The organism is Pseudomonas citronellolis (genome assembly GCF_029335315.1).
In the GTDB taxonomy this organism is placed as follows: domain Bacteria; phylum Pseudomonadota; class Gammaproteobacteria; order Pseudomonadales; family Pseudomonadaceae; genus Pseudomonas; species Pseudomonas citronellolis_A.
The window spans coordinates 1-20254 of the sequence record NZ_JARJLT010000077.1; the positions used below are offsets into that span (position 1 = coordinate 1).

Annotated in this window: 24 protein-coding genes; 10 read left to right on the forward strand and 14 right to left on the reverse strand. The window is 66.3% G+C overall.

What is annotated here, in order from left to right; all coding sequences use genetic code 11:
• Window positions 1–206 precede the first annotated feature (206 nt).
• Window positions 207–1406, reverse strand: a complete 1200-nt coding sequence (gene tyrS, locus P3W75_RS06555; RefSeq protein ID WP_276226555.1) for a tyrosine--tRNA ligase — start codon at window positions 1404–1406, stop codon at window positions 207–209.
• Between the two features lie 185 nt (window positions 1407–1591).
• Between tyrS and P3W75_RS06560 the strand changes: the two genes are divergently transcribed.
• Both P3W75_RS06560 and P3W75_RS06565 read left to right on the forward strand, forming a co-directional pair.
• Complete coding sequence (locus P3W75_RS06560; protein ID WP_276226556.1) at window positions 1592–3049, forward strand: peptidoglycan DD-metalloendopeptidase family protein; 1458 nt, start codon at window positions 1592–1594, stop codon at window positions 3047–3049.
• Between the two features lie 3 nt (window positions 3050–3052).
• Entirely contained in the window at window positions 3053–4144 is a 1092-nt protein-coding gene (locus P3W75_RS06565) for an anhydro-N-acetylmuramic acid kinase (protein ID WP_276226557.1), read from the forward strand.
• A 49-nt stretch (window positions 4145–4193) separates the two neighbouring features.
• On the opposite strand, the gene erpA is transcribed toward P3W75_RS06565, so the two are convergent.
• The 3 genes from erpA to P3W75_RS06580 all read right to left on the reverse strand — a co-directional run bounded on the left by erpA (window position 4194) and on the right by P3W75_RS06580 (window position 7188).
• Complete coding sequence (gene erpA, locus P3W75_RS06570; RefSeq protein WP_043254994.1) at window positions 4194–4544, reverse strand: iron-sulfur cluster insertion protein ErpA; 351 nt, start codon at window positions 4542–4544, stop codon at window positions 4194–4196.
• A 146-nt stretch (window positions 4545–4690) separates the two neighbouring features.
• Entirely contained in the window at window positions 4691–5725 is a 1035-nt protein-coding gene (gene argC / locus P3W75_RS06575; RefSeq protein ID WP_276226558.1) for an N-acetyl-gamma-glutamyl-phosphate reductase, read from the reverse strand.
• Between the two features lie 77 nt (window positions 5726–5802).
• Window positions 5803–7188 carry a chloride channel protein gene (locus P3W75_RS06580; protein ID WP_276226559.1) on the reverse strand — a complete coding sequence of 462 codons (1386 nt, stop codon included), beginning with the start codon at window positions 7186–7188 and terminating at the stop codon, window positions 5803–5805.
• A 168-nt stretch (window positions 7189–7356) separates the two neighbouring features.
• Between P3W75_RS06580 and hemJ the strand changes: the two genes are divergently transcribed.
• From hemJ to P3W75_RS06615, 7 genes are all read left to right on the forward strand, one after another.
• On the forward strand, window positions 7357–7782 hold the full coding sequence (gene hemJ, locus P3W75_RS06585; protein WP_276226560.1) for a protoporphyrinogen oxidase HemJ: 426 nt from the start codon (window positions 7357–7359) through the stop codon (window positions 7780–7782).
• A 21-nt stretch (window positions 7783–7803) separates the two neighbouring features.
• A complete protein-coding gene (locus P3W75_RS06590; protein WP_276226561.1) occupies window positions 7804–8772 on the forward strand; it encodes an NAD(P)H-dependent flavin oxidoreductase in 969 nt (322 codons plus the stop codon).
• 102 nt (window positions 8773–8874) lie between these two features.
• Window positions 8875–9987 (forward strand): DUF805 domain-containing protein, encoded by a 1113-nt coding sequence (locus tag P3W75_RS06595; RefSeq protein ID WP_276226562.1) that lies wholly within the window; start codon window positions 8875–8877, stop codon window positions 9985–9987.
• Between the two features lie 52 nt (window positions 9988–10039).
• Window positions 10040–10828 carry an SDR family NAD(P)-dependent oxidoreductase gene (locus P3W75_RS06600; protein ID WP_276226563.1) on the forward strand — a complete coding sequence of 263 codons (789 nt, stop codon included), beginning with the start codon at window positions 10040–10042 and terminating at the stop codon, window positions 10826–10828.
• Between the two features lie 72 nt (window positions 10829–10900).
• The gene (locus P3W75_RS06605) at window positions 10901–11239 is read left to right on the forward strand and encodes a histidine triad nucleotide-binding protein (RefSeq protein WP_276226564.1); all 339 of its coding nucleotides are present in this window, start codon (window positions 10901–10903) and stop codon (window positions 11237–11239) included.
• Window positions 11240–11333: 94 nt separating this feature from the next.
• Window positions 11334–11981, forward strand: a complete 648-nt coding sequence (gene coq7 / locus P3W75_RS06610) for a 2-polyprenyl-3-methyl-6-methoxy-1,4-benzoquinone monooxygenase (protein WP_276226565.1) — start codon at window positions 11334–11336, stop codon at window positions 11979–11981.
• A gap of 129 nt (window positions 11982–12110) precedes the next feature.
• Complete coding sequence (locus tag P3W75_RS06615) at window positions 12111–12866, forward strand: carbonic anhydrase (RefSeq protein WP_276226566.1); 756 nt, start codon at window positions 12111–12113, stop codon at window positions 12864–12866.
• A 52-nt stretch (window positions 12867–12918) separates the two neighbouring features.
• On the opposite strand, the gene speD is transcribed toward P3W75_RS06615, so the two are convergent.
• Both speD and P3W75_RS06625 read right to left on the reverse strand, forming a co-directional pair.
• Complete coding sequence (gene speD / locus P3W75_RS06620) at window positions 12919–13713, reverse strand: adenosylmethionine decarboxylase (RefSeq protein WP_276226567.1); 795 nt, start codon at window positions 13711–13713, stop codon at window positions 12919–12921.
• Window positions 13714–13933: 220 nt separating this feature from the next.
• On the reverse strand, window positions 13934–14356 hold the full coding sequence (locus P3W75_RS06625; RefSeq protein ID WP_088420392.1) for an OsmC family protein: 423 nt from the start codon (window positions 14354–14356) through the stop codon (window positions 13934–13936).
• 352 nt (window positions 14357–14708) lie between these two features.
• Between P3W75_RS06625 and crp the strand changes: the two genes are divergently transcribed.
• Window positions 14709–15356: a cAMP-activated global transcriptional regulator CRP gene (crp, locus tag P3W75_RS06630; RefSeq protein WP_276226568.1), complete on the forward strand. Its 648-nt coding sequence runs from the start codon at window positions 14709–14711 to the stop codon at window positions 15354–15356.
• Window positions 15357–15416: 60 nt separating this feature from the next.
• Here crp and trpC read toward each other — a convergent pair whose 3' ends face one another.
• The 8 genes from trpC to P3W75_RS06670 all read right to left on the reverse strand — a co-directional run bounded on the left by trpC (window position 15417) and on the right by P3W75_RS06670 (window position 20254).
• Complete coding sequence (gene trpC, locus P3W75_RS06635) at window positions 15417–16253, reverse strand: indole-3-glycerol phosphate synthase TrpC (RefSeq protein WP_276226569.1); 837 nt, start codon at window positions 16251–16253, stop codon at window positions 15417–15419.
• Window positions 16250–17299, reverse strand: coding sequence for an anthranilate phosphoribosyltransferase (trpD, locus tag P3W75_RS06640; RefSeq protein WP_276226570.1), 1050 nt, complete (start codon window positions 17297–17299; stop codon window positions 16250–16252). The genes trpC and trpD overlap by 4 nt, the downstream gene beginning before the upstream one ends.
• Window positions 17296–17892: an aminodeoxychorismate/anthranilate synthase component II gene (locus P3W75_RS06645; protein ID WP_276226571.1), complete on the reverse strand. Its 597-nt coding sequence runs from the start codon at window positions 17890–17892 to the stop codon at window positions 17296–17298. The genes trpD and P3W75_RS06645 overlap by 4 nt, the downstream gene beginning before the upstream one ends.
• Window positions 17893–18186: 294 nt before the next feature.
• A complete protein-coding gene (locus P3W75_RS06650) occupies window positions 18187–18438 on the reverse strand; it encodes a hypothetical protein (RefSeq protein ID WP_276226572.1) in 252 nt (83 codons plus the stop codon).
• An 18-nt stretch (window positions 18439–18456) separates the two neighbouring features.
• A complete protein-coding gene (locus P3W75_RS06655) occupies window positions 18457–18933 on the reverse strand; it encodes a hypothetical protein (RefSeq protein WP_276226573.1) in 477 nt (158 codons plus the stop codon).
• Window positions 18934–18957: 24 nt separating this feature from the next.
• A complete protein-coding gene (locus tag P3W75_RS06660) occupies window positions 18958–19224 on the reverse strand; it encodes a hypothetical protein (protein ID WP_276226574.1) in 267 nt (88 codons plus the stop codon).
• 20 nt (window positions 19225–19244) lie between these two features.
• Entirely contained in the window at window positions 19245–19628 is a 384-nt protein-coding gene (locus P3W75_RS06665) for a hypothetical protein (protein ID WP_276226575.1), read from the reverse strand.
• On the reverse strand, window positions 19625–20254 hold the full coding sequence (locus P3W75_RS06670) for a glycoside hydrolase family 19 protein (protein WP_276226576.1): 630 nt from the start codon (window positions 20252–20254) through the stop codon (window positions 19625–19627). Before P3W75_RS06670 ends, P3W75_RS06665 begins: the two co-directional genes overlap by 4 nt.

Here is a 20254-nt window from a genome sequence, read left to right on the forward strand (position 1 = left end):
CACTGTCAAGCACCTCGGCGATCTTCTTTTCAACTCACTGCCGAAGCACAAACTGAAAAGCGGCAAGTGAACCACCTGCCTGATCACCACTCCAACTTCGAACCTGCTTAAGTGCTTGATTTTCAAGCTCTTTAAGCGCTTCGTCGCTGAGAGTGGTGCGCATTATAGGGAGATAAAAATCCCCGTCAACGACTTTTTGAAAGTATTTACTCGGCGACCAGACTGACCTTGGCGAAGGCCTTCTTGCCGGCCTGCACTATATGAGTAGCGCCCAGCTTGAAGACGAAGCTGCGGTCCACCGCATGGCCGTCCACCTTCACACCGCCGGCGCTCAGCAGGTCGCGGGCCACGGCGGAGTTCTTCACCAGGCCGGCGCGGTTGAGCACCGAGCCGATGGGCAGGTCTTCGGCGGAGGCCACTTCCACTTCCGGCAGGTCTTCCGGCAGCTCGCCTTCCTTCAGGCGGTTGCCCGCCGACTTGTGGGCGTTGGCCGCGGCTTCTTCGCCATGGAAACGGGCGACGATCTCTTCCGCCAGCTTGATCTTGATGTCGCGCGGGTTGGCGCCAGCCTCGACATCCTTGCGCAGAGCATTGATCTCATCCATCGAACGGAAGCTGAGCAGCTCGAAGTAACGCCACATCAGAGTGTCCGGAATGGAAACAAGTTTGCTGTACATGACACCCGGAGCTTCCTGGATGCCAATGTAGTTGCCCAGCGACTTGGACATCTTCTTCACGCCGTCCAGGCCTTCGAGCAGCGGCATGGTCAGGATGCACTGCGGCTCCTGGTCGTAGGCGCGCTGCAGCTCGCGCCCCATGAGCAGGTTGAACTTCTGGTCGGTGCCGCCCAGCTCGACGTCGGCGCGCAGCGCTACCGAGTCGTAGCCCTGGACCAGCGGATAGAGGAACTCGTGGATGGCGATGGACTGGTTACTGGCATAGCGTTTGCTGAAGTCATCGCGCTCGAGCATGCGGGCAACGGTGTACTGGGAGGCGAGACGAATGAAATCAGCCGGGGTCAGCTTGTCCATCCAGGTGGCGTTGAAGGCCACCTCGGTCTTCGCCGGATCGAGGATCTTGAAGACCTGCGACTTGTACGTCTCGGCGTTCTCCAGCACCTGCTCGCGGGTCAGCGGCGGACGGGTGGCGCTCTTGCCGCTCGGGTCGCCGATCATCCCGGTGAAGTCACCGATCAGGAAGATCACATGGTGACCCAGATCCTGGAACTGGCGCAGCTTATTAATAAGGACGGTGTGCCCGAGGTGCAGGTCCGGCGCGGTCGGGTCGAAGCCCGCCTTGATCCGCAGGGGCTGGCCGCGCTTGAGCTTTTCGACCAGCTCGGCCTCCACCAGGAGTTCATCCGCACCACGCTTGATCAGCGCCAGCTGCTCTTCGACCGACTTCATCACAGTTCCCGTTCCGTTTTTCCGGCATTCAAAAGGGAACCAACCATACAAGATCGGGCACTAAAAACAAGTTTTGCCCGGCGTACGGGGAAATGGCGCCAAAGCCTGGACGATAGGCTTGCTTCAAGGGAAATTTGGTTATATTTTAGGCAGTTATTTCACATTCCAAAAACACCACTCACGCCATGACGCAATCGAATCAGAAAGCGCCCTACTATCCGAAGAGCCACCTGCTGGCCGCAAGCGGTGTAGCAGCGCTCCTCAGCCTGGCTCTGCTGGTGTTCCCCTCGAGTGAAGTCGAGGCGAAGAAGACCACGCTCAATCTGGAGCTGGAAAGCGGTTCCGACCGCATCATTCAGGAAAAAGACGACCTGCGAAGCACGCAGGTCACCGAGGGCGAGAGCTCTCCCTTCGCACAGATCGAAGGTCAGAACGATAACGACAGCGCCGTAAAAGACGCGAAAGCAGAAGAAAAGAACGAACTCGGGGCTTCCAGCGAATCCAAACCCAGCACTCCCGCCGAACCGGGCTGGAAGAGCGTGACTGTGGGCAAGGGCGACACCCTTTCCACCGTCTTCGCCAAGGCCGGCCTGCCGGCTGGCGTCGTGCACGACGTGCTGGCCAGCAGCAAGGACGCCAAGCAGTTCACGCGCCTGGACGTCGGTCACGAGGTGGAATTCCTGGTGACGCCCAAGGGTGAACTGCAGGGCCTGCGCATCAAGCAGAGCGACCTGGAAACCATCAGCCTGAACAAGACCGCCAAGGGCTATGCGTTCAAACGCGACCTGACCAAGCCGGACGTGCAGACCGCCTACGCCCACGGCCGCATCGACAGCTCGCTGTTCACCGCGGGCAAGGAAGCGGGACTGTCCCATGACCTGATCATGGCGATGGCGAACATCTTCGGCTACGACATCGACTTCGCCCTGGACCTGCGCGAAGGCGACCAGTTCGACGTCGTCTATGAGAAGAAGGTGGTCAACGGCCGCCAGGTCGACACCGGCAACATCCTCGCCGCGCGCTTCATCAACCGCGGCAAGGAATACACCGCGGTGCGCTTCACCAACAAGACCGGCAACACCAGCTACTACCGCGCCGACGGCACCAGCATGCGCAAGGCGTTCATCCGCACCCCGGTGGACTTCGCGCGCATCAGCTCGCGCTTCTCCATGGGGCGCCTGCATCCGATCCTGAACAAGATTCGCGCACACAAGGGTGTCGACTACGCCGCGCCCATCGGTACGCCGATCAAGGCCACCGGCGACGGCAAGGTGCTCGAGGCCGGGCGCAAGGGCGGCTACGGCAACGCAGTGGTCATCCAGCACGGCTCGACCTACCAGACCGTCTACGGCCACATGAGCCGCTTCGCCAAGGGCATTCGCAGCGGCGTCGCCGTGAAGCAGGGGCAGATCATCGGTTACGTCGGCATGACCGGCCTGGCCACCGGCCCGCACCTGCACTACGAGTTCCACGTGAACGGCCAGTACGTCGACCCACTGAGCGCCAAACTGCCGATGGCAGACCCGCTGGCAGGCCCCGACCGCAAGCGCTTCATGGCCCAGACCCAGCCGCTGATGGCGCGCATGGAGCAGGGCAAGGGCACCGCCCTGGCCATGAACAAGCAGCAAGAGCAGCAGCGCTAAGCCATGCCGCTCTATCTGGGGGTGATGTCCGGTACCAGCCTCGATGGCCTGGACATCGCCCTCGTCGAGCAGGGTGATCATTCCACCACCCTGCTCGCTTCCCACTACCTTCCCATGCCCGCGGAGCTTCGCGCCGAGCTTCTGGCCCTGTGCGCCAGCGGCCCCGACGAGATCGCCCGCGGCGCTTGCGCCGAGAACGCCTGGGTGCGGCTCGCCGCCCTGGGCATCCAGGAACTGCTGCAGCGCCAGCAACTGGAACCCTCGGCCATTCGCGCCATCGGCAGTCACGGCCAGACCGTGCGCCACGAGCCGCAGCGCGGCTTCACCGTACAGATCGACAACCCCGCCCTGCTCGCCGAGCTGACCGGTATCGACGTGGTCGCCGACTTCCGTCGTCGCGATGTCGCGGCCGGCGGCCAGGGCGCTCCGCTGGTACCGGCCTTCCACCGCGCCCTGTTCGGCGATCAGCGGCAGCGCGCCGTGCTCAACATTGGCGGTTTCAGCAACGTGTCGCTGTTGGCCCCCGGCGAGCCGGTGCGCGGTTTCGACTGCGGCCCCGGCAACGTGCTGCTGGACAGCTGGATTCACGACCAGCGCGGCGACGCCTACGACCGCGATGGCGCCTGGGCGGCGAGCGGCCGGGTCGACGCGGAATTGCTGCAACGCTTTCTCGCCGATGATTTCTTCGCCACCCGCGGGCCGAAAAGCACCGGTCGCGAGCGTTTCAACCTGCCCTGGCTGAAGACCCGTCTCGCCGAGGGCCCTACCGTACCCGCCGAAGATGTCCAGGCCACGCTGCTGGAGTTGAGCGCACGCAGCATCGCCGAAGCCCTGCTGCACGCGCAGCCGGGTTGCGAAGAGGTGCTGGTATGCGGGGGCGGCGCCTTCAACGGCGCGCTCATGGGCCGCCTGGCCGCCCATCTGCCGCACGCGCGAGTCGTCAGCACCGCCGAATACGGCGTGGCGCCGGAGTGGATGGAAGCCATGGCGTTCGCCTGGCTGGCGCATCGCTTCCTCGAGCGCCTGCCCGGCAACTGCCCCGAGGTCACCGGCGCCGCCGGGCCACGGATACTCGGCGCGCTCTACCCGGCCTGATCAAACGAAAACGCCGCGCAGATGCGCGGCGTTTTCCTTTCCGGGTTCGTCAGATCGAGAACGACTGACCACAGCCACAGGTGGTGGCGGCGTTCGGGTTCTTGATGACGAAGCGCGAACCTTCCAGGCCTTCCTGGTAGTCCACTTCGGAGCCGGCCAGGTACTGGAAGCTCATCGGGTCGACCACCAGGCTGACACCGTCGCGCTCGACCACGGTGTCATCGTCCGCGGTGTCTTCGTCGAAGGTGAAGCCGTACTGGAAGCCCGAGCAGCCGCCGCCGGTGACGAAGACGCGCAGCTTCAGGCGCGGGTTGCCCTCTTCGTCGATCAGCGTCTTCACCTTGTTTGCGGCCCCGTTGGAGAAGATCAGGGGGGTGGGGGTGAAGGTCTCGATGGTCATGTCACATGTCTCCCGGCCGAGGCCGTACGTTACAACATTGCGGGCTATTATCCGCTTACCCGAGAAAAATGGTCAACTAAGCCAGGTCAATCCTTGGTCGAACATTCCCCGGGACGGGCTCCCGCGCCGTGAGCCCGGGCACCGCGTCAGGGCAGCAGGGCGACGTTGGACAGGCCGAGGCGCTCGTCCAGGCCGAAGAGGATGTTCATGTTCTGGATGGCCTGGCCGGAGGCGCCCTTGACCAGGTTGTCGATCACCGACAGCACCACCACCAGATCGCCGCCCTGCGGACGGTGCACCGCGATACGGCAGACGTTGGCGCCACGCACGCTGCGGGTTTCCGGATGGCTGCCGGCGGGCATCACGTCGACGAACGGCTCGTTGGCGTAGCGCTCCTCGAACAGCTTCTGCAGGTCGACGCCGCGATCGGCCACGTGCGCGTAGAGGGTCGCGTGGATGCCACGGATCATCGGGGTCAGGTGCGGCACGAAGGTCAGGCCGACATCGCCCTTGGCGGCGCGGCGCAGGCCCTGGCTGATTTCCGGCAGGTGGCGGTGGCCCTTGACCGAGTAGGCCATCATGCTCTCGCCGGACTCACAGAACAGCGAGCCGACCTTGGCGCCGCGACCGGCGCCGCTGACGCCGGACTTGCAGTCGGCGATCAGCCGCGAGCTGTCGGCCAGGCCGGCTTCCAGCAGCGGGATGAAGCCCAGTTGGGTGGCGGTCGGGTAGCAGCCGGGAACGGCGATCAGGCGTGCCGACTTGATGGCCTCGCGGTTCACTTCCGGCAGGCCGTAGACGGCCTCGGGCAGCAGGTCCGGCGCGCCGTGGGGCTGGCCATACCACTTGGCCCATTCCTCGGCATCCTGCAGGCGGAAGTCGGCGGACAGGTCGATGACCCGGGTGCCGGTGGCCAGCAGCTCGCCGGCCAGGGCATGGGCCACGCCGTGCGGGGTGGCAAAGAACACCACGTCGCAGGCGCCCAGGCGCTGCACGTCGGGCACGCTGAAGGACAGGTAGTCGTAGTGGCCTCGCAGGTTCGGGTACATGTCGGCGACCTTCACGCCCTCCTCGGAGCGCGAAGTGATCACTTCGACGTGCGCCTCGGGATGCTGGGCCAGCAGACGCAGCAGTTCCACACCCGTATAACCCGTACCACCTACGATACCGACCTTGATCATCTGTCCGTCACTCCGCCATATGGGGCTCACTCAGAACCGCCAATGATAAGAGCGCCGGCCCCGCCTGAACAGGCCGATCAGGCCTGCTCGGCGGGCCGTTTGGCGGAGGGCAGGGTCTCGAGCATCTGCCGGGCCAGCGCGTGGTAGATCGGCACCGGGCTGATGCGCCGGGAAATGGCGCTGGCCAGCAGGGTCGCGGCGAGGATCGGCAGCAGCATGTCCGGGCTGTGGGACAGCTCGATGGTGATCACGCTGGCGGTCAACGGCGTGCGGGTCACCCCGGCGAGATAGGCGGACATGCCCAGCAACCCCACCGCAGGCAGGGCCGCGCCAGGGATCAGCGGCGCCAGCCAGGGCGCCAGGCTGGCGCCGACGGTCAGCGATGGAGAGAACAGCCCACCGGGAATACCGGCGACGAAGGACACCACGTTGGCCAGGAACTTCCATAGCAGGAAATCCTGGCCCACCACCGGCGTGCCTTCGAGGATCGAGCGGGTCTCCGCGTAGCCGGTGCCGAAGATGTGCTGTCCCGAGCACAACCCCAGCAACGCCAGCAGCAGCCCGCAGGCGGCGGCGAAGCGCACCGGCCAGCGCCCGCGCCAGCGCGTGATGAAGCTCAACGGACCGCTCCTGGTCGGCAGGATCAAGCGGCAGTAGATGCCGCCGAGCAGACCGCCGAGCACGCCGCAGGCGACCACAGCGGCCCAGGCCGGCCCGAACGGCATGCTTTCCGAGAGCTTGCCGAAGTAGCTGTAGCCGCCCATCAACCCCAGGGTGACGACACCGCCGAGCAGCACGGCGGTCAGCACCAGCCCACTGAAACGCTGTTCGAAGGTCTTGCTCAGCTCCTCGATGGCGAACACCACGCCACCCAGGGGCGTGTTGAAGGCGGCGGCGATTCCCGCCGCGCCGCCGGCGAGGATCAACCCGGAGACGGTGCGCTTGTCGTACAGCCCCAGGCGCCGACCGAACGAGTACATCAGCGCCGCGCCGATGTGCACGGTGGGCCCCTCGCGCCCGGCGGAGGCGCCCACCAGCAGCGCGGCCAGGGTCAGCACCAGCTTGCCGACGGCGATGCGCAGCGACAGCAGGGCGTTGCGCGTGCGGCTGCTACGCACGCCGAGGGCGACTATCACCTGGGGAATCCCCGAGCCACGGGTGTTCTTCAGCGCGCCCTGGGTCAGCCAGGCCAGCGCGGCGAAGCCCGCCGGGCAGAGCAGCCACGGCCACCACTGGCTATGCGCGACCACCCCACGGAAGGTGGCGCTGGCGAGGTCCGCCAGGTGGGCGAAAGCCAGGGCCACCAAGCCCACCAGCAGCGCGCCGAGCCAGAACGCGATGTTTTGCCGCCACGGCCGCACCAGGCGGTGCCGGCGCCATTGGCGGAACAGGCTGCGGCGGCTGGCGGCGGCCGGTGTTTGCGGTGTGGCGGCGTCGGATGGAGCGGGAGAGTCGTCGGACATGAGCTGGACTGGGGTAGCTGCCGACTACCCAGCGGCGTGCCTTGCCGAGGAGCACGATGGAAGGTGGCCGCCTCAGTGTAATCGCCACGCCACCAATGCACCCACAGCAGGATGACGCTCAACCTGCGTGCCACTACTATCTGCTCACCGTGACTCGAGGAGTGATCGATGCTTTACCTGTGGCTGAAGGCCTTCCATATCATCGCCGTGGTCTGCTGGTTCGCCGGCCTGTTCTACCTGCCGCGGCTGTTCGTCTACCACGCCATGAGCGAGGACCAGCCCAGCCGCGAGCGCTTCTGCGTGATGGAGCGCAAGCTCTACCGCGGCATCATGGGCCCCTCGATGATCCTCACGATCGTCCTCGGCGCCTGGATGCTCTACCTCAACCCGGCCTGGCTGACCCAGGGCTGGATGCACGCCAAGCTGACCCTGGTGGTGTTGCTGATCGGCTATCACCACGCCTGCGGCGCCATGCTCAAGCGCTTCGCCCGTGGCGAAAGCGGTCGCAGCCATGTGTTCTATCGCTGGTTCAACGAAGTCCCTGTGTTTTTCCTGCTGGCCATCGTCATTCTGGTGGTGGTGAAACCTTTCTGATGTCCTGACCGGAGTCCGTCCATGACCCTGCCCGCCCTGCTCGACCGCCGCCTGCGCCTGCCGCTGGTGGCCGCTCCGATGTTCCTGGTGTCCAACCCGCAACTGGTACTGGCCTGCTGCCGCAGTGGCATCGTCGGCAGCTTCCCGGCGCTGAACCAGCGCGAGAGCAGTGGCTTCAAGGCCTGGCTGGAAGAGATCGAGGCGGGGCTGGCGGGTGACGAGACGGCCGCGCCCTACGCGGTGAACCTCATCGTCCACCACAGCAACCCGCGCCTGCACGCGGACCTGGCCCTGTGCGTCGAGCACCGTGTGCCCATCGTCATCACCAGCCTGGGCGCGGTGCGCGAGGTGGTCGACGCCGTGCACAGCTATGGCGGCCTGGTATTCCACGACGTGACCACCCGCCGCCACGCCGAGAAGGCGGCCGAGGCCGGGGTCGACGGCCTGATCGCCGTGGCCGCCGGCGCCGGGGGCCACGCCGGCACCTGGAGCCCCTTCGCGCTGGTCGCGGAAATCCGCCAGTTCTTCGACAAGACGCTGCTGCTGGCCGGCTGCATCAACCACGGCCACGAGATCCTCGCGGCGCAGATCCTCGGCGCCGACCTCGCCTACCTCGGCACGCGCTTCATCGCCACCCGCGAAAGCAACGCCTCGGGCCCTTACAAGCAGATGCTGCTGGAAGCCCGCGCCGCCGACATCATCCACACCCCCGCGGTGTCCGGGGTGCCGGCCAGCTTCATGCGCCAGAGCCTGGAGGCCGCCGGCTTCGACATGGCGCGGCTCAACGAGAAGGGCGAACTGAACTACGGCGAGAAGCTCAAGCCGGTCAATGACGAAGCCAAGGCCTGGAAGACCGTGTGGTCGGCCGGCCAGGGCGTCGGCAACATCAGCGACCTGCCCTCGGTGGAAGAGCTGGTGGCGCGCCTGGATCACGAGTACCGCCAGGCGCTGCAACGCGGCAACGGGCTGAACGTCCTGCTGCGTCCCTGACCGGGCCCGCAAATCCAGACATGCTGGCTTGTTGCCCTTACGGCCTGCGATTAGGCTGTAGCATCGCCTGTACAGCCCTTCAACCGACAAGGACGCCCCTCGATGGATGAACCGCGCTACAAGATCGTGTTCGACGGCGCACTGATGCCGCAGACCCCGCTGGAAACCGCCAAGGAAAATCTCGCCCGGCTGTTCAAGAGCGACCTCGAACGTATCGAGGCGCTGTTCAGCGGCCAACTGGTGGTGCTCAAGCGCGGGCTCTCCTCGGGGGAGGCCGACAAGTACCTGCAAGCCCTGCAGGGCGCCGGCGCCAACGCGCGCAAGGAATCGGAACTGAGCGCCAGCCTGTCGCTGGTGGAGACCGAGGACCACCCCAGCCCCGAGACCCTGGCCGCCCAGGCCTCGCAGCAGCTCGACGACAGCCAGCGCATGACCTGCCCCAAGTGCGGCCATGAGCAGGCCAGGTCCGGCGAATGCAGCGCCTGCGGGATCATCATCGACAAGTACCTGGCGCGCCAGGCCGAGCTGGCCGCCACCCAGCCCGCCGAGCCGGCCACCCCCGCGCGGGCCACCGCACCCGCTTCCGCGCAACGCGCCCAGTCGCCCTACGCCACGCCACAGGCGCCGGTCGGCGAAGCCCTGGCGGAATTTGGCGAGCTGCAGTACTTCAGCGCCCAGGGCCGTATCGGTCGGGTGCGCTACCTGGGCTGGAGCATGGGCATGATCCTCGCCCTGGTGCCGGTGTTCGCGATCATCGCCGCCCTCACGGCGGTATCCACCACGCTCGGTATGCTGCTGGCGATCGCCGCCTGCGTCGGCATGATCGCGGTCAGCGTGTTCTTCGGCGTGCAGCGCCTGCACGATATCGGCTGGTCCGGCTGGCTGTGGCTGCTCAACTTCGTCCCGGTGGTCGGCAGCGTCATGGCCCTGCTGATGCTGCTGGTGCCCGGCAGCGCCGGCGCCAACCGCTACGGCCCGCCGCCGCCACCGAACAGCCGTGGGGTGACCGGCCTGGCCTGGGCTTCGATCCTGGTGCCGGTGGTCGGCATAGTCGCGGCGGTCGCCCTGCCCGCCTACCAGGGCTACGTTACCCGCGCACAGGAAGCCGCCTACAGCCAGCAGCAGAACCAGAGCACCGACGAGGCGGCCGATCCGCAGTCCGCCGACGAAGGTTCCGACGACTCCTCGGACGACACCGACGCCTCGGAGCAATAGCCCGCGCCAAAGGGGCGCGCTAGAATCCGCGCCCCATTGCGGAGACCACTCAATGCCACGCTATGCCCTGATTACCGGCGCCTCCAGCGGCATCGGCCTCGCCCTGGCCGAAGCCCTGGCGCGGCGCGGCCAGGCCCTGATCCTGGTGGCGCGGCAACGCGACGCCCTGGAGAGCATCGCCTGCGAGCTGGCCCAGCGTTTCGGCGTGGACGTGCTGTTCCGCGTCTGCGACCTCTCCGAGCCCCTGCAGCTCTCCGGCCTGCTGCATGAGCTGGAGCAGTCCGAGCGGCACATCGAGCTGCTGGTGAACAACGCCGGCTTCGGCAGCGCCGGCGCCTTCATCGAGCAGGACTGGTCGCGCGAGCAGGAGATGATCGAGCTCAACGTCCTCGCCCTGGCCCGCCTGTGCCACGCCATCGGCGGCCAGATGGCGCGCCAGGGCGGCGGGCAGATCCTCAACGTGGCTTCGGTGGTCGGCTTCATGCCCGGCCCCTGGATGAGCAACTACTACGCCAGCAAGGCCTACGTGCTGCACTTCTCCGAGAGCCTGCGGCTGGAGCTCAAGCGCCACGGGGTCAAGGTCTCGGTGCTCTGCCCGGGGCCGACGCGCACCGCGTTCTTCCGCAATGCCAGCGCCGAAGTGGGCCGCCTGGACGGCAGCAAGCTGATGATGAGCGCTGAGGAAGTGGCGCTGATCGCGGTCAAGGCGCTGCAGCGCAACAAGGCCATCATCATCCCCGGCTGGCGCAACCGCCTGATGACCTGGAGCCCGCGCCTGGCGCCGCGCTGGCTGGTGCGCTGGGTCGCCGGCAAGGCCAACCGCGCGGTACTGCCGCGCTAGCGCCGAGGTCGCTGGGCGGCGCCGGAGCGGGCGGCTAAACTGCCGACCAGTTACCGGACCGGAGGAGGTTCCATGGACTGCCTGTTCTGCAAGATCGCGGCTGGCGAGATACCGGCGCGCAAGCTCTACGAGGATGACCAGGTCATCGCCTTCCACGACATCGGCCCGCAGGCGCCGGTGCATTTCCTGGTGGTGCCGAAGAAACACATCGCCACCCTCAACGAACTGACCGAGGCCGACAAGCCGCTGGCCGGGCACATCCTCTTCACCGCCCAGCGCCTGGCCGCCGAGCAGGGTTGCGAGGAAGGTTTCCGGGTGGTGATGAACTGCAACGACCTTGGCGGGCAGACCGTGCACCACATCCACATGCACGTGCTCGGCCAGCGCCAGATGCACTGGCCGCCGGGCTGACCCACGGCGCGGGGCGGCGCGTGGCCGCCCCTCACAAGACCTGTCATCGGCAATCCGCTAAACTGGCCATCGTTTTCCTATTCGGAGGTGCGCCATGTCCGCCGACCGTCACTACTCCCCCGCCGACCGCTTCCTGCTCCAGGCCGACGCCGCGCTGCGTACCCTGCTGCCGTTCAGCGGCCAGCCGTCGCGCCCGTCGCCGGCCATCGTGCAGCCCGACACCGATCTCAGCGACGCCGACAGCCGGCACATCGCCGGGCTGATGCGCATCAACCATACCGGCGAGGTCTGCGCCCAGGCGCTGTACCAGGGCCAGGCGCTGACCGCCAAGCTGCCGCGCGTGCGCAAGGCCATGGAAGAAGCCGCCGACGAGGAAGTCGATCACCTGGCCTGGTGCGAACAGCGCATCCGCCAGCTGGGCAGCCGCCCGAGCCTGCTCAACCCGCTGTTCTATGGCCTGTCGTTCGGCGTCGGCGCCGCCGCCGGGCTGATCAGCGACCGTGTCAGCCTCGGCTTCGTCGCCGCCACCGAGGACCAGGTCTGCAAGCACCTGGACGAACACCTGGAGCAACTGCCCGCCGAGGACCAGAAGAGTCGCGCGATCCTCGAGCAGATGCGCGTCGACGAGGAGCACCACGCCAACAGCGCCATCGACGCCGGCGGCCTGCGCTTCCCGAGCCCGGTGAAGTTCGGCATGTCGCTGCTGTCCAAGGTGATGACCAAGACCACCTACCGCATCTGATCCCGCCGCCCCGGCTCGGGATTTTCCGCAGGCGCCGAGGAATCCTCCGATTCACCGGCGCCACTCTTTCGTTCGTGAAACATCTCCATACAATTCGACTCCGGTCACGTTCGTCCACCGGAGCAATCGATGCGTTTCCCCTACCGTTCTTCCCTGCTGCTGGCCTCGCTGTGCCTGCTGCTACCCGGCGCCCGCGCCAGCGAAAACCACTGGTCCTACCAGGGTGACCAGGGCCCCGCGCACTGGGCCGGTCTCGGCAGCCCCGTCTGCGGCACCGGCCAGTCGCAGTCGCCGATCGACCTCGACATGCACAGGCTGACGCCCCGCCCGCTGCACCCCGACGACCTGCATATCGCCTACGGCAAGCAGGCGCTGCAGGTCATCAACAACGGCCATACCATCCAGGCCAGCCCCGCCGGCGACGAAGGCCTGACCTACAAGGGGCAGGCCTACAGCCTGGCGCAGTTCCATTTCCACACGCCCAGCGAACACCTCATCGACCACCACCATTACCCGCTGGAGATGCACCTGGTGAATCGCGCGCCGGACGGGCACCTGCTGGTGCTCGCGGCGATGATCAAGCGCGGCCGGGAAAATCCCGAGCTGGCCGGGCTGTGGAACGCCCTGCCGCAAAGCGGCGCCAGCGAAACCCACCTCGACGCCGGCCAGGCGCCGGACCTGGCGCGCCTGCTGCCCACTGGCGGGCACCACCTGTTCTACACCGGCTCGCTGACCACCCCGCCCTGCTCCGAAGGCGTGCAGTGGGTGATCTTCGAGCAGCCGCTGGAAATGTCGACGGCGCAGATCGGGCGCTTCCGCCAGCTGTTCCCCGACAACCATCGCCCGGCCCAGCCGCTGGATGGTCGCGAGGTGGACGAGGACTGAAACGCGGGCATGAAAAAAGGGCGCCGAGGCGCCCTTTTTCGTGGAGTGCCGGTCAGTGCGGCATGTTGCGCGCGTAGAAGATTTCCAGCATCTCGTGGCGGACCCGCTCTTCCACCTGCTTGCGCTGCTCCGGCGAGAGGTTGCGCGTGGCGTCGCCGAACAGGTAGTTGTCCAGGTCGAACTCCTTGAGCAGCATCTTGGTGTGGAACAGGTTCTCCTGGTACACGTTCACGTCGGTCATCTGGTAGGCCTCGTACGTGTCGTCGGAGAGGTAGTTCTGGATCGAGTTGATCTCGTGGTCGATGAAGTGCTTCTTGCCTTCCACGTCGCGGGTGAAGCCACGCACGCGATAATCGACGGTGACGATGTCCGAGTCGAACTGGTGGATCAGGTAGTTGAGCGCCTTCAGCGGCGAGATCACCCCGCAGGTGGAGACGTCGATGTCCACCCGGAAAGTCGCGATGCCTTCCACCGGATGGATCTCCGGGTAGGTGTGCACGGTGATATGGCTCTTGTCCAGGTGCGCCAGGATGGTTTCCGGTAGCGGCCCGGGGGATTCCTCGATCTGGCTCTCGGTCGGGGTGACCGGTTGCTCGGAGATCAGGATGGTAACGCTGGCGCCTTGCGGGTCGTAGTCCTGACGGGCGATGTTCAGGATATTGGCGCCGATGATGTCGACAACATCGGTGAGGATCTGGGTCAGACGCTCGGCATCGTACTCTTCGTCGATGTACTGCACGTAAGCCTGTTGGTCTTCCGGCGTCTCGGCGTAGCAGATGTCATAGATGTTGAAGCTCAAGGTCTTCGTCAGGTTGTTGAACCCGTGGAGCTTGAGTTTGCTTTTCACCGTGGGAACTCTCTTCAATGCGGCTCTGCCGCGTGGTTGAGCATGCCCGTCAGGCGCTTAGTGCGCACCTGCGTAGGACGGTTTACACCTCTTCGCGTTGGCGATTGTGGTTGCTTGGTTCTGGGGCCGGGCCCCGAAAAAAAGGTGGCGCATTATGCAGAGGTCGGTGGACCTTCGCCATAGTCTGCGCCACCTGTTTGATGATCGGATGAAGGGCCTGTCAGCCCAGCTCGACGATCTCGTAGTCGTGGGTGATTTCCACGCCGGCGCGACCGAGCATGATCGAGGCCGAGCAGTATTTCTCCGCCGACAGCTCGACGGCGCGCTTGACCTGGGCCTCTTTCAGGCCGCGGCCCTTGACCACGAAGTGCACGTGGATCCTGGTGAACACCTTGGGGTCCTCGTCGGCGCGTTCGGCCTCGAGGAAGGCTTCGCAGCTCTCCACCGGCTGGCGGCCCTTCTTCAGGATGCTGACCACGTCGAAGTTGGTGCAACCGCCCAGGCCGAGCAGCAGCATTTCCATCGGCCGCACGCCGAGGTTGCGCCCACCGGCGTCGGGCGGACCATCCATCACCACCACGTGGCCGCTGCCGGACTCACCGAGGAACATGGCCTCGCCGGCCCACTGGATTCTCGCTTTCATGGAAAGGCTTCCGCCGGAAAAAAAGGGGCGCCAGCTTATCACAAGCCCTGTAACACTCGGCGATGGCGACCAGGTCTCAATTCGAGACGCGCGTACCGTATTCACCTATTATGCTGGCGTCATTTTACTGGCACACTCCTGGGGTTAATCTCACGGGCGACCAGCTTTCGATTGTCGGCGCCCGGTCGCCTGTTTAAGCTCTAGCCAGTCATGGCCGCGGCGCTTTGCGCCGCGGCAGCGCGCTCAGGGGGAGAGCGTCGTACGGTCAGGTCAAGCCAACCAGGGACGACACATAACAAATCGACAAGCGCCTGTGTGCACAGGGCCATTCTTATAATTTCGGGACTCGGGCATGGTAGCTATTACCCTTACACCCAAACACAAGAACCTCGACAAGTTGCTCGCGCACTGTCACCGCCGGCGCTACACACCAAAAAGCACCATCATCTACGCGGGCGACCGCTGCGAAAGCCTGTTCTTCATCATCAAGGGCTCGGTCACCGTACTGATCGAGGATGATGACGGCCGCGAAATGATCATCGGCTATCTGAACAGCGGCGACTTCTTCGGCGAGATGGGGCTGTTCGAGAAGGACGGCAGCGCCGCCCAGGAACGCAGCGCCTGGGTTCGCGCCAAGGGCGAATGCGAAGTGGCGGAGATCAGCTACGCGAAGTTCCGCGAGCTGAGCCTGCAGGACCCGGAGATTCTCATCACCCTGGGCAGCCAGATGGCCGACCGCCTGCGCAAGACCACGCGCAAGGTCGGCGACCTGGCCTTCCTCGACGTCACCGGGCGCGTCGCGCGCACCCTGCTCGACCTGTGCCACCAGCCCGACGCCATGACCCACCCCGACGGCATGCAGATCAAGATCACCCGCCAGGAAATCGGCCGCATCGTCGGCTGCTCGCGGGAAATGGTCGGTCGCGTGCTGAAGAGCCTGGAGGAACAGGGCCTGGTGCACGTCAAGGGCAAGACCATGGTGGTGTTCGGCACGCGCTGAACCGTCCGCCAGAATGCAAAAGGCCGGCAATCGCCGGCCTTTTGCGTTTGCGCGCCCCGGTCAGTCCGGGTCGGCGCCCAGCACCACGTTGCGGCGCTCGGGGAAGAACAGGCGCTTGAGCTCGACACCCGGATCGTCGGCGCGCATGAACGCCTCGCCCACCAGGAAGGCATAGACCTCGCTGACTTCCATCAGCTCGACGTCGGCGCGGTTGAGGATGCCGCTCTCGGTCACCACCAGGCGGTCGCGCGGGATGTCCGGCAGCAGGTCGAGGGTGACTTCCAGGCTCACCTCGAAGGTGTGCAGGTTGCGGTTGTTGATGCCGATCAGCGGGGTGTCCAGGGTCTTCAGCGCACGCTCGAGTTCGTCGGCGTCGTGCACTTCCACCAGCACGTCGAGGTGCTGCTCCTTGGCCACCGCGGCCAGCTCGGCCATGCGCGCGTCATCCAGCGCCGAGACGATCAGCAGGATGCAGTCGGCGCCGATGGCGCGGGCCTCGACCACCTGGTAGGGGTCGATCATGAAGTCCTTGCGGATCACCGGCAGCGAGCAGGCCGCGCGGGCCTCCTGCAGGTAGGCGTCGGCGCCCATGAAATAGTCGATGTCGGTCAGCACCGAGAGGCAGGTCGCGCCGCCCTCCTGGTAGCTGCGGGCGATATCCGCCGGCGAGAAGTTCTCGCGGATCACACCCTTGCTCGGCGAGGCCTTCTTCACCTCGGCGATCACCGCCGGCTGCTTGCGCTGGGCCTGCGCCAGCAGCGCCGCGGCGAAACCGCGCGGGGCGTCGGCGGCGCGGGCGCGCTGCTCGAGTTCGGCGAAGGAGACGTGCGCGCGGCGCTCGGCGACTTCCTCGGCCTTGCGGGCCAGAATCTTCTGCAGAACCGTGGGCACAGTCACTGTGCATTCTCCTCTCGGTAAACGGCGGTAAAGGCGGCCAGTTCGTCCATCTTCTCCCGGGCCAGGCCGGTGTGCAGGGCGTCATGGGCCAGGTGCATGCCCTCGTGCAGCGAGGTGGCCAGGTCGGCGGCGTAGAGCGCGGCGCCGGCGTTGAGCACGATCAGCTCGGCGGCCTTCTGCCCGGCTTCGGTCCGGCGCCGGCCGAGGGCGTCGCGGATCAGTTCCAGCGACTGCTGCGGGCTGTCGACGGTGAGGCCGATCAGGGTCTGGCTGCGGATGCCGAAATCCTCCGGCTTCACTTCGTATTCACGCACCTCGCCGTCCTTCAGCTCGGCGACGTGGGTGGCGGCGGCCAGGCTGAACTCGTCCAGGCCGTCACGCGAGTGCACCACCAGCACGTGCTGGCTGCCCAGGCGCTTGAGCACCTCGGCCAGCGGCCGGCAGAGCGCCTGGTTGAACACGCCGACCACCTGGTGGCGCACGCCGGCCGGGTTGGTCAGCGGGCCGAGCATGTTGAACAGGGTGCGCAGGCCCAGCTCACGCCTCGGGCCGGCGGCGTAGCGCATGGCCTTGTGGTGGACCTGGGCGAACATGAAACCCACGCCGACGCCCTCGATGCAGCGGGCGACCTGCTCGGATTTCAGGTCCAGGTAGATGCCGGCGGCTTCCAGCAGGTCGGCGCTCCCGCTCTTGCCGGAGACCGCGCGGTTGCCGTGCTTGGCCACCTTGCCGCCGGCGGCGGCGACCACGAAGGCCGAGGCCGAGGACACGTTGAAGATGTTGGCGCCATCGCCGCCGGTGCCGACCACGTCGACCACGTTGTCCAGGCTCTGCAGTTGCACGCCGTCGGCGAGCTCGCGCATCACCGAGACCGCGCCGACGATTTCGTCGATGGTCTCGCTCTTCATGCGCATGCCCATGAGGAAGGCGCCGATCTGCGCGTCGGTGCACTGGCCGGTCATGATCTCGCGCATGACCGCCTGCATTTCCTCGGTGGACAGGTCGAGCTGGTTCACCACCCGGTCGAGGGCTTCCCTGATGTTCATGCGCGCACCCCGCCCTGCTGCTTGAGGAAGTTGGCCAACATCTCGTGGCCCTGCTCGGAGAGTATGGACTCGGGGTGGAACTGCACGCCTTCGACGTTCAGGGTCTTGTGCCGCAGGCCCATGATCTCGTCCACCGAACCGTCGTCATGGGCGGTCCAGGCGGTGATTTCCAAGCACTCGGGCAGGGTCTCGCGCTTGACCACCAGGGAGTGGTAGCGGGTCTGGGTCAGCGGGTTGTTGAGGCCGGCGAAGACGCCCTGGTCGGTGTGGAACACCGGGCTGGTCTTGCCGTGCATGACCTGGCGCGCGCGCACCACGTCACCACCGAAGGCCTGGCCGATGGACTGGTGCCCCAGGCACACGCCCAGCAGCGGCAGCTTGCCGGCGAAGCGCTCGATCACCGCCAGCGACACGCCCGCCTCGTTGGGGGTGCAGGGGCCGGGGGAGAGCACGATGCGCTCGGGATTCAGCGCCTCGATCTGCTCGACGCTCAGCTCGTCGTTGCGAATGACGTGGATGTCGGCCTGCAACTCGGCGAAGTACTGCACCAGGTTGTAGGTAAAGGAGTCGTAGTTATCGATCATCAGCAGCATGTCTGCTCGAACCTCAATGATTGCACTGCTTTCGATTCGCGTCGTCGGCGCACCCGGAACGGCCGGAAAGCTGCTGGCCATTATGCCAGGGGACGAGGGAAGGACGCGGGGGAAGGGACCGGCGCGAGGGCCGGGAAAGGCAGGATCAGGCGCGCCAGCGCCAGCGGGCGAATGCCTTGAGGAGGGAGATGAGGATGCTGTTGCGGTGAATCACGATAGCGGTCTCGCCAGATGATTGCGGAACAGTAGCCGAAGGCCGCCCGCCAGCGCAAGCCGCAAGGGCCGCCGGGGCGCCTAGCGGCAGGCCTGCAGGGCCGCGCGCAGGCGGGCTTCGTAGCCCAGGCGCTGCTGGCGTTCGGCGAGCAGGGCGCGAACCTTGGTCTGCAGCGAGTCGGTGGGGTGCAACGGGCCGGTGGCCCAGGCCGGCTCGGCGATGATCGGCGCGCGGCAGGGAATGGCCACCGGCACCTCTACGCGGACGGGAGCGGGCTGATGCTCGGCGCACGCCGTGAGCGAGAGCAGCAAGACGGGCAACCAGGCTTTCATGGGGGACCTCGGCGGCAGTCAGTCCGCCGCCCACCAGAGCGCACAGGCGGCAAGATTGATCAGGACATGGGGAAACAGCAGCAACTGCACGGCTCGCGCGCGGCTGACGCCGCGCCAGTACAGGTAGAGGTAGGAAGCGATCAGGAAGAACGTGACCACCCCGACGCCCCAGGTGAGCCGGACGCTGGAATGCGCGGCGGCCCAACCGAAGCCGACCAGCAAGGTCACCACCAGGCGGTTGCGCAGAACCAGCCAGGACAGCTCCAGGCTCAGCAGCAGGACGAGGGTTTCGAAGAGCGGGGCCAGCAGCACGATGCTGACGAAGTCGACGAGCGTTGGCGGCGACTCGTCGACCTCGGGTGAGCCAAGCAGCCCGAACAGAGTGCTGAGCAAGACACTGGAAATGACCAGCGCCAGCGCGGCGACGAGCACCGACTGCACGGCAACCGGGTTCTCGGACGTCAGGTAGTCGTGGAGCTTTACCGCGTACTTCATTTCACGCCGCTGGCTGGTCGATGTTCAGCAGGGTTCTACACGCAGGGCCTGCGTAGGACAAGAAGCCGCGGCGTTCTCCAGCCGCACCACCGCATCACTCGTTTCGATCGTGATCGAAGTTGCCGCGTCGACATCCACTTCGCAAGCACCGCACTGGGTGCAGCTTGGAGGCTCGAAAACAATCCGAGTACAAGGCTTGCTGGAAAGTGCTTTATCCACGGCAGCACCAGCAATCCCCCCTGCAATTGCCGCCTTCAGCTCTTGGGCAATGGTCTTCAACCAATTCGCCATGATGCTATCTCCTTACCAAGTTAACGTGCATTTGTTGGTATCCGGGAAAAGGACAGCTCCCGGTCGATCAGTTGCGCCACCACTGCGCAGTCATCCCCTTCGCTGTGCCCGCTCAGCAGGCGCATCGCCTTGGCCTCATGGCCGTTCGCCTCGGTTTCCGCGGCCTGTAGTGCCTGCGCGGCGGCCGACTCCCGCGCCTTGCTGGCAAGCGCCAGCTCCTCCAGGCGGCGGTTCTGTTCCTCCACCTGCAGCAGCAGTGAGTTGCGCGCCTCCACGCAACGCGCGGCATCCGCTTGCGCCGCGTCCAGCAACGGCCGGTAATGCCGGGCCGCCAGCCAGGCGCCCGTCGACAGGCAAGCAATCCCCGCGAGCGCAACGGCAAGCAGCCGCACGGAAAGGCTCACCCCAGCACCTCCAACGCCCGGCGCCACAGCTTCTGGCGCTCGGCCAGGCCATTGAGGCCGCCGTTGATGCGGCGGGTGATGTCGTCGAAACGGCCGCTGTCGGCCAGTTCGTTGAGGCCTTCGGCGGCCCACCACCAGGCAGCGGAGGCGCAGGCTCCCGGCGGCTCGGCCAGCAGTTGCGGCTGCGCTTCGAGCGGCAGGCCCAGGCCGCCGGCGACCCGCCGGTAGTTGGCCCGGCCGGTGACCTGCAGCAGGCCGCGCCCGCGGTAGCGCCAGCCATCCCCGGAAGCCTCGTCGCCATTGCCGTTGCGCCCGGCGTAGACAAGGTTGGCGATGCGCTCCGGCTGGTAGGCGAGCTGCCGCGCCAGCGCATTAGGCGAGCCATCGGCGCCGCGAAAACGGCGCGGCCACACGGTCGCCAGCCGCAGGGCGCTATAGGTCAGGCTCTCGACGCAGCGGGTCAGCTGCGCGCTTTCGTGCCCCACCTGGGCGAGAAAGGCGGCGACGCGCGCGGGCGTGTCGATACCGCGCTCGCCCAGCGCGGCGTTCAGCAGTGGAACGAAAACGCCCGCGAAAGCGCGGGCGTCGGGCAGGATCAGCAGCAACTGGCGTTCGTCGATGCGCAT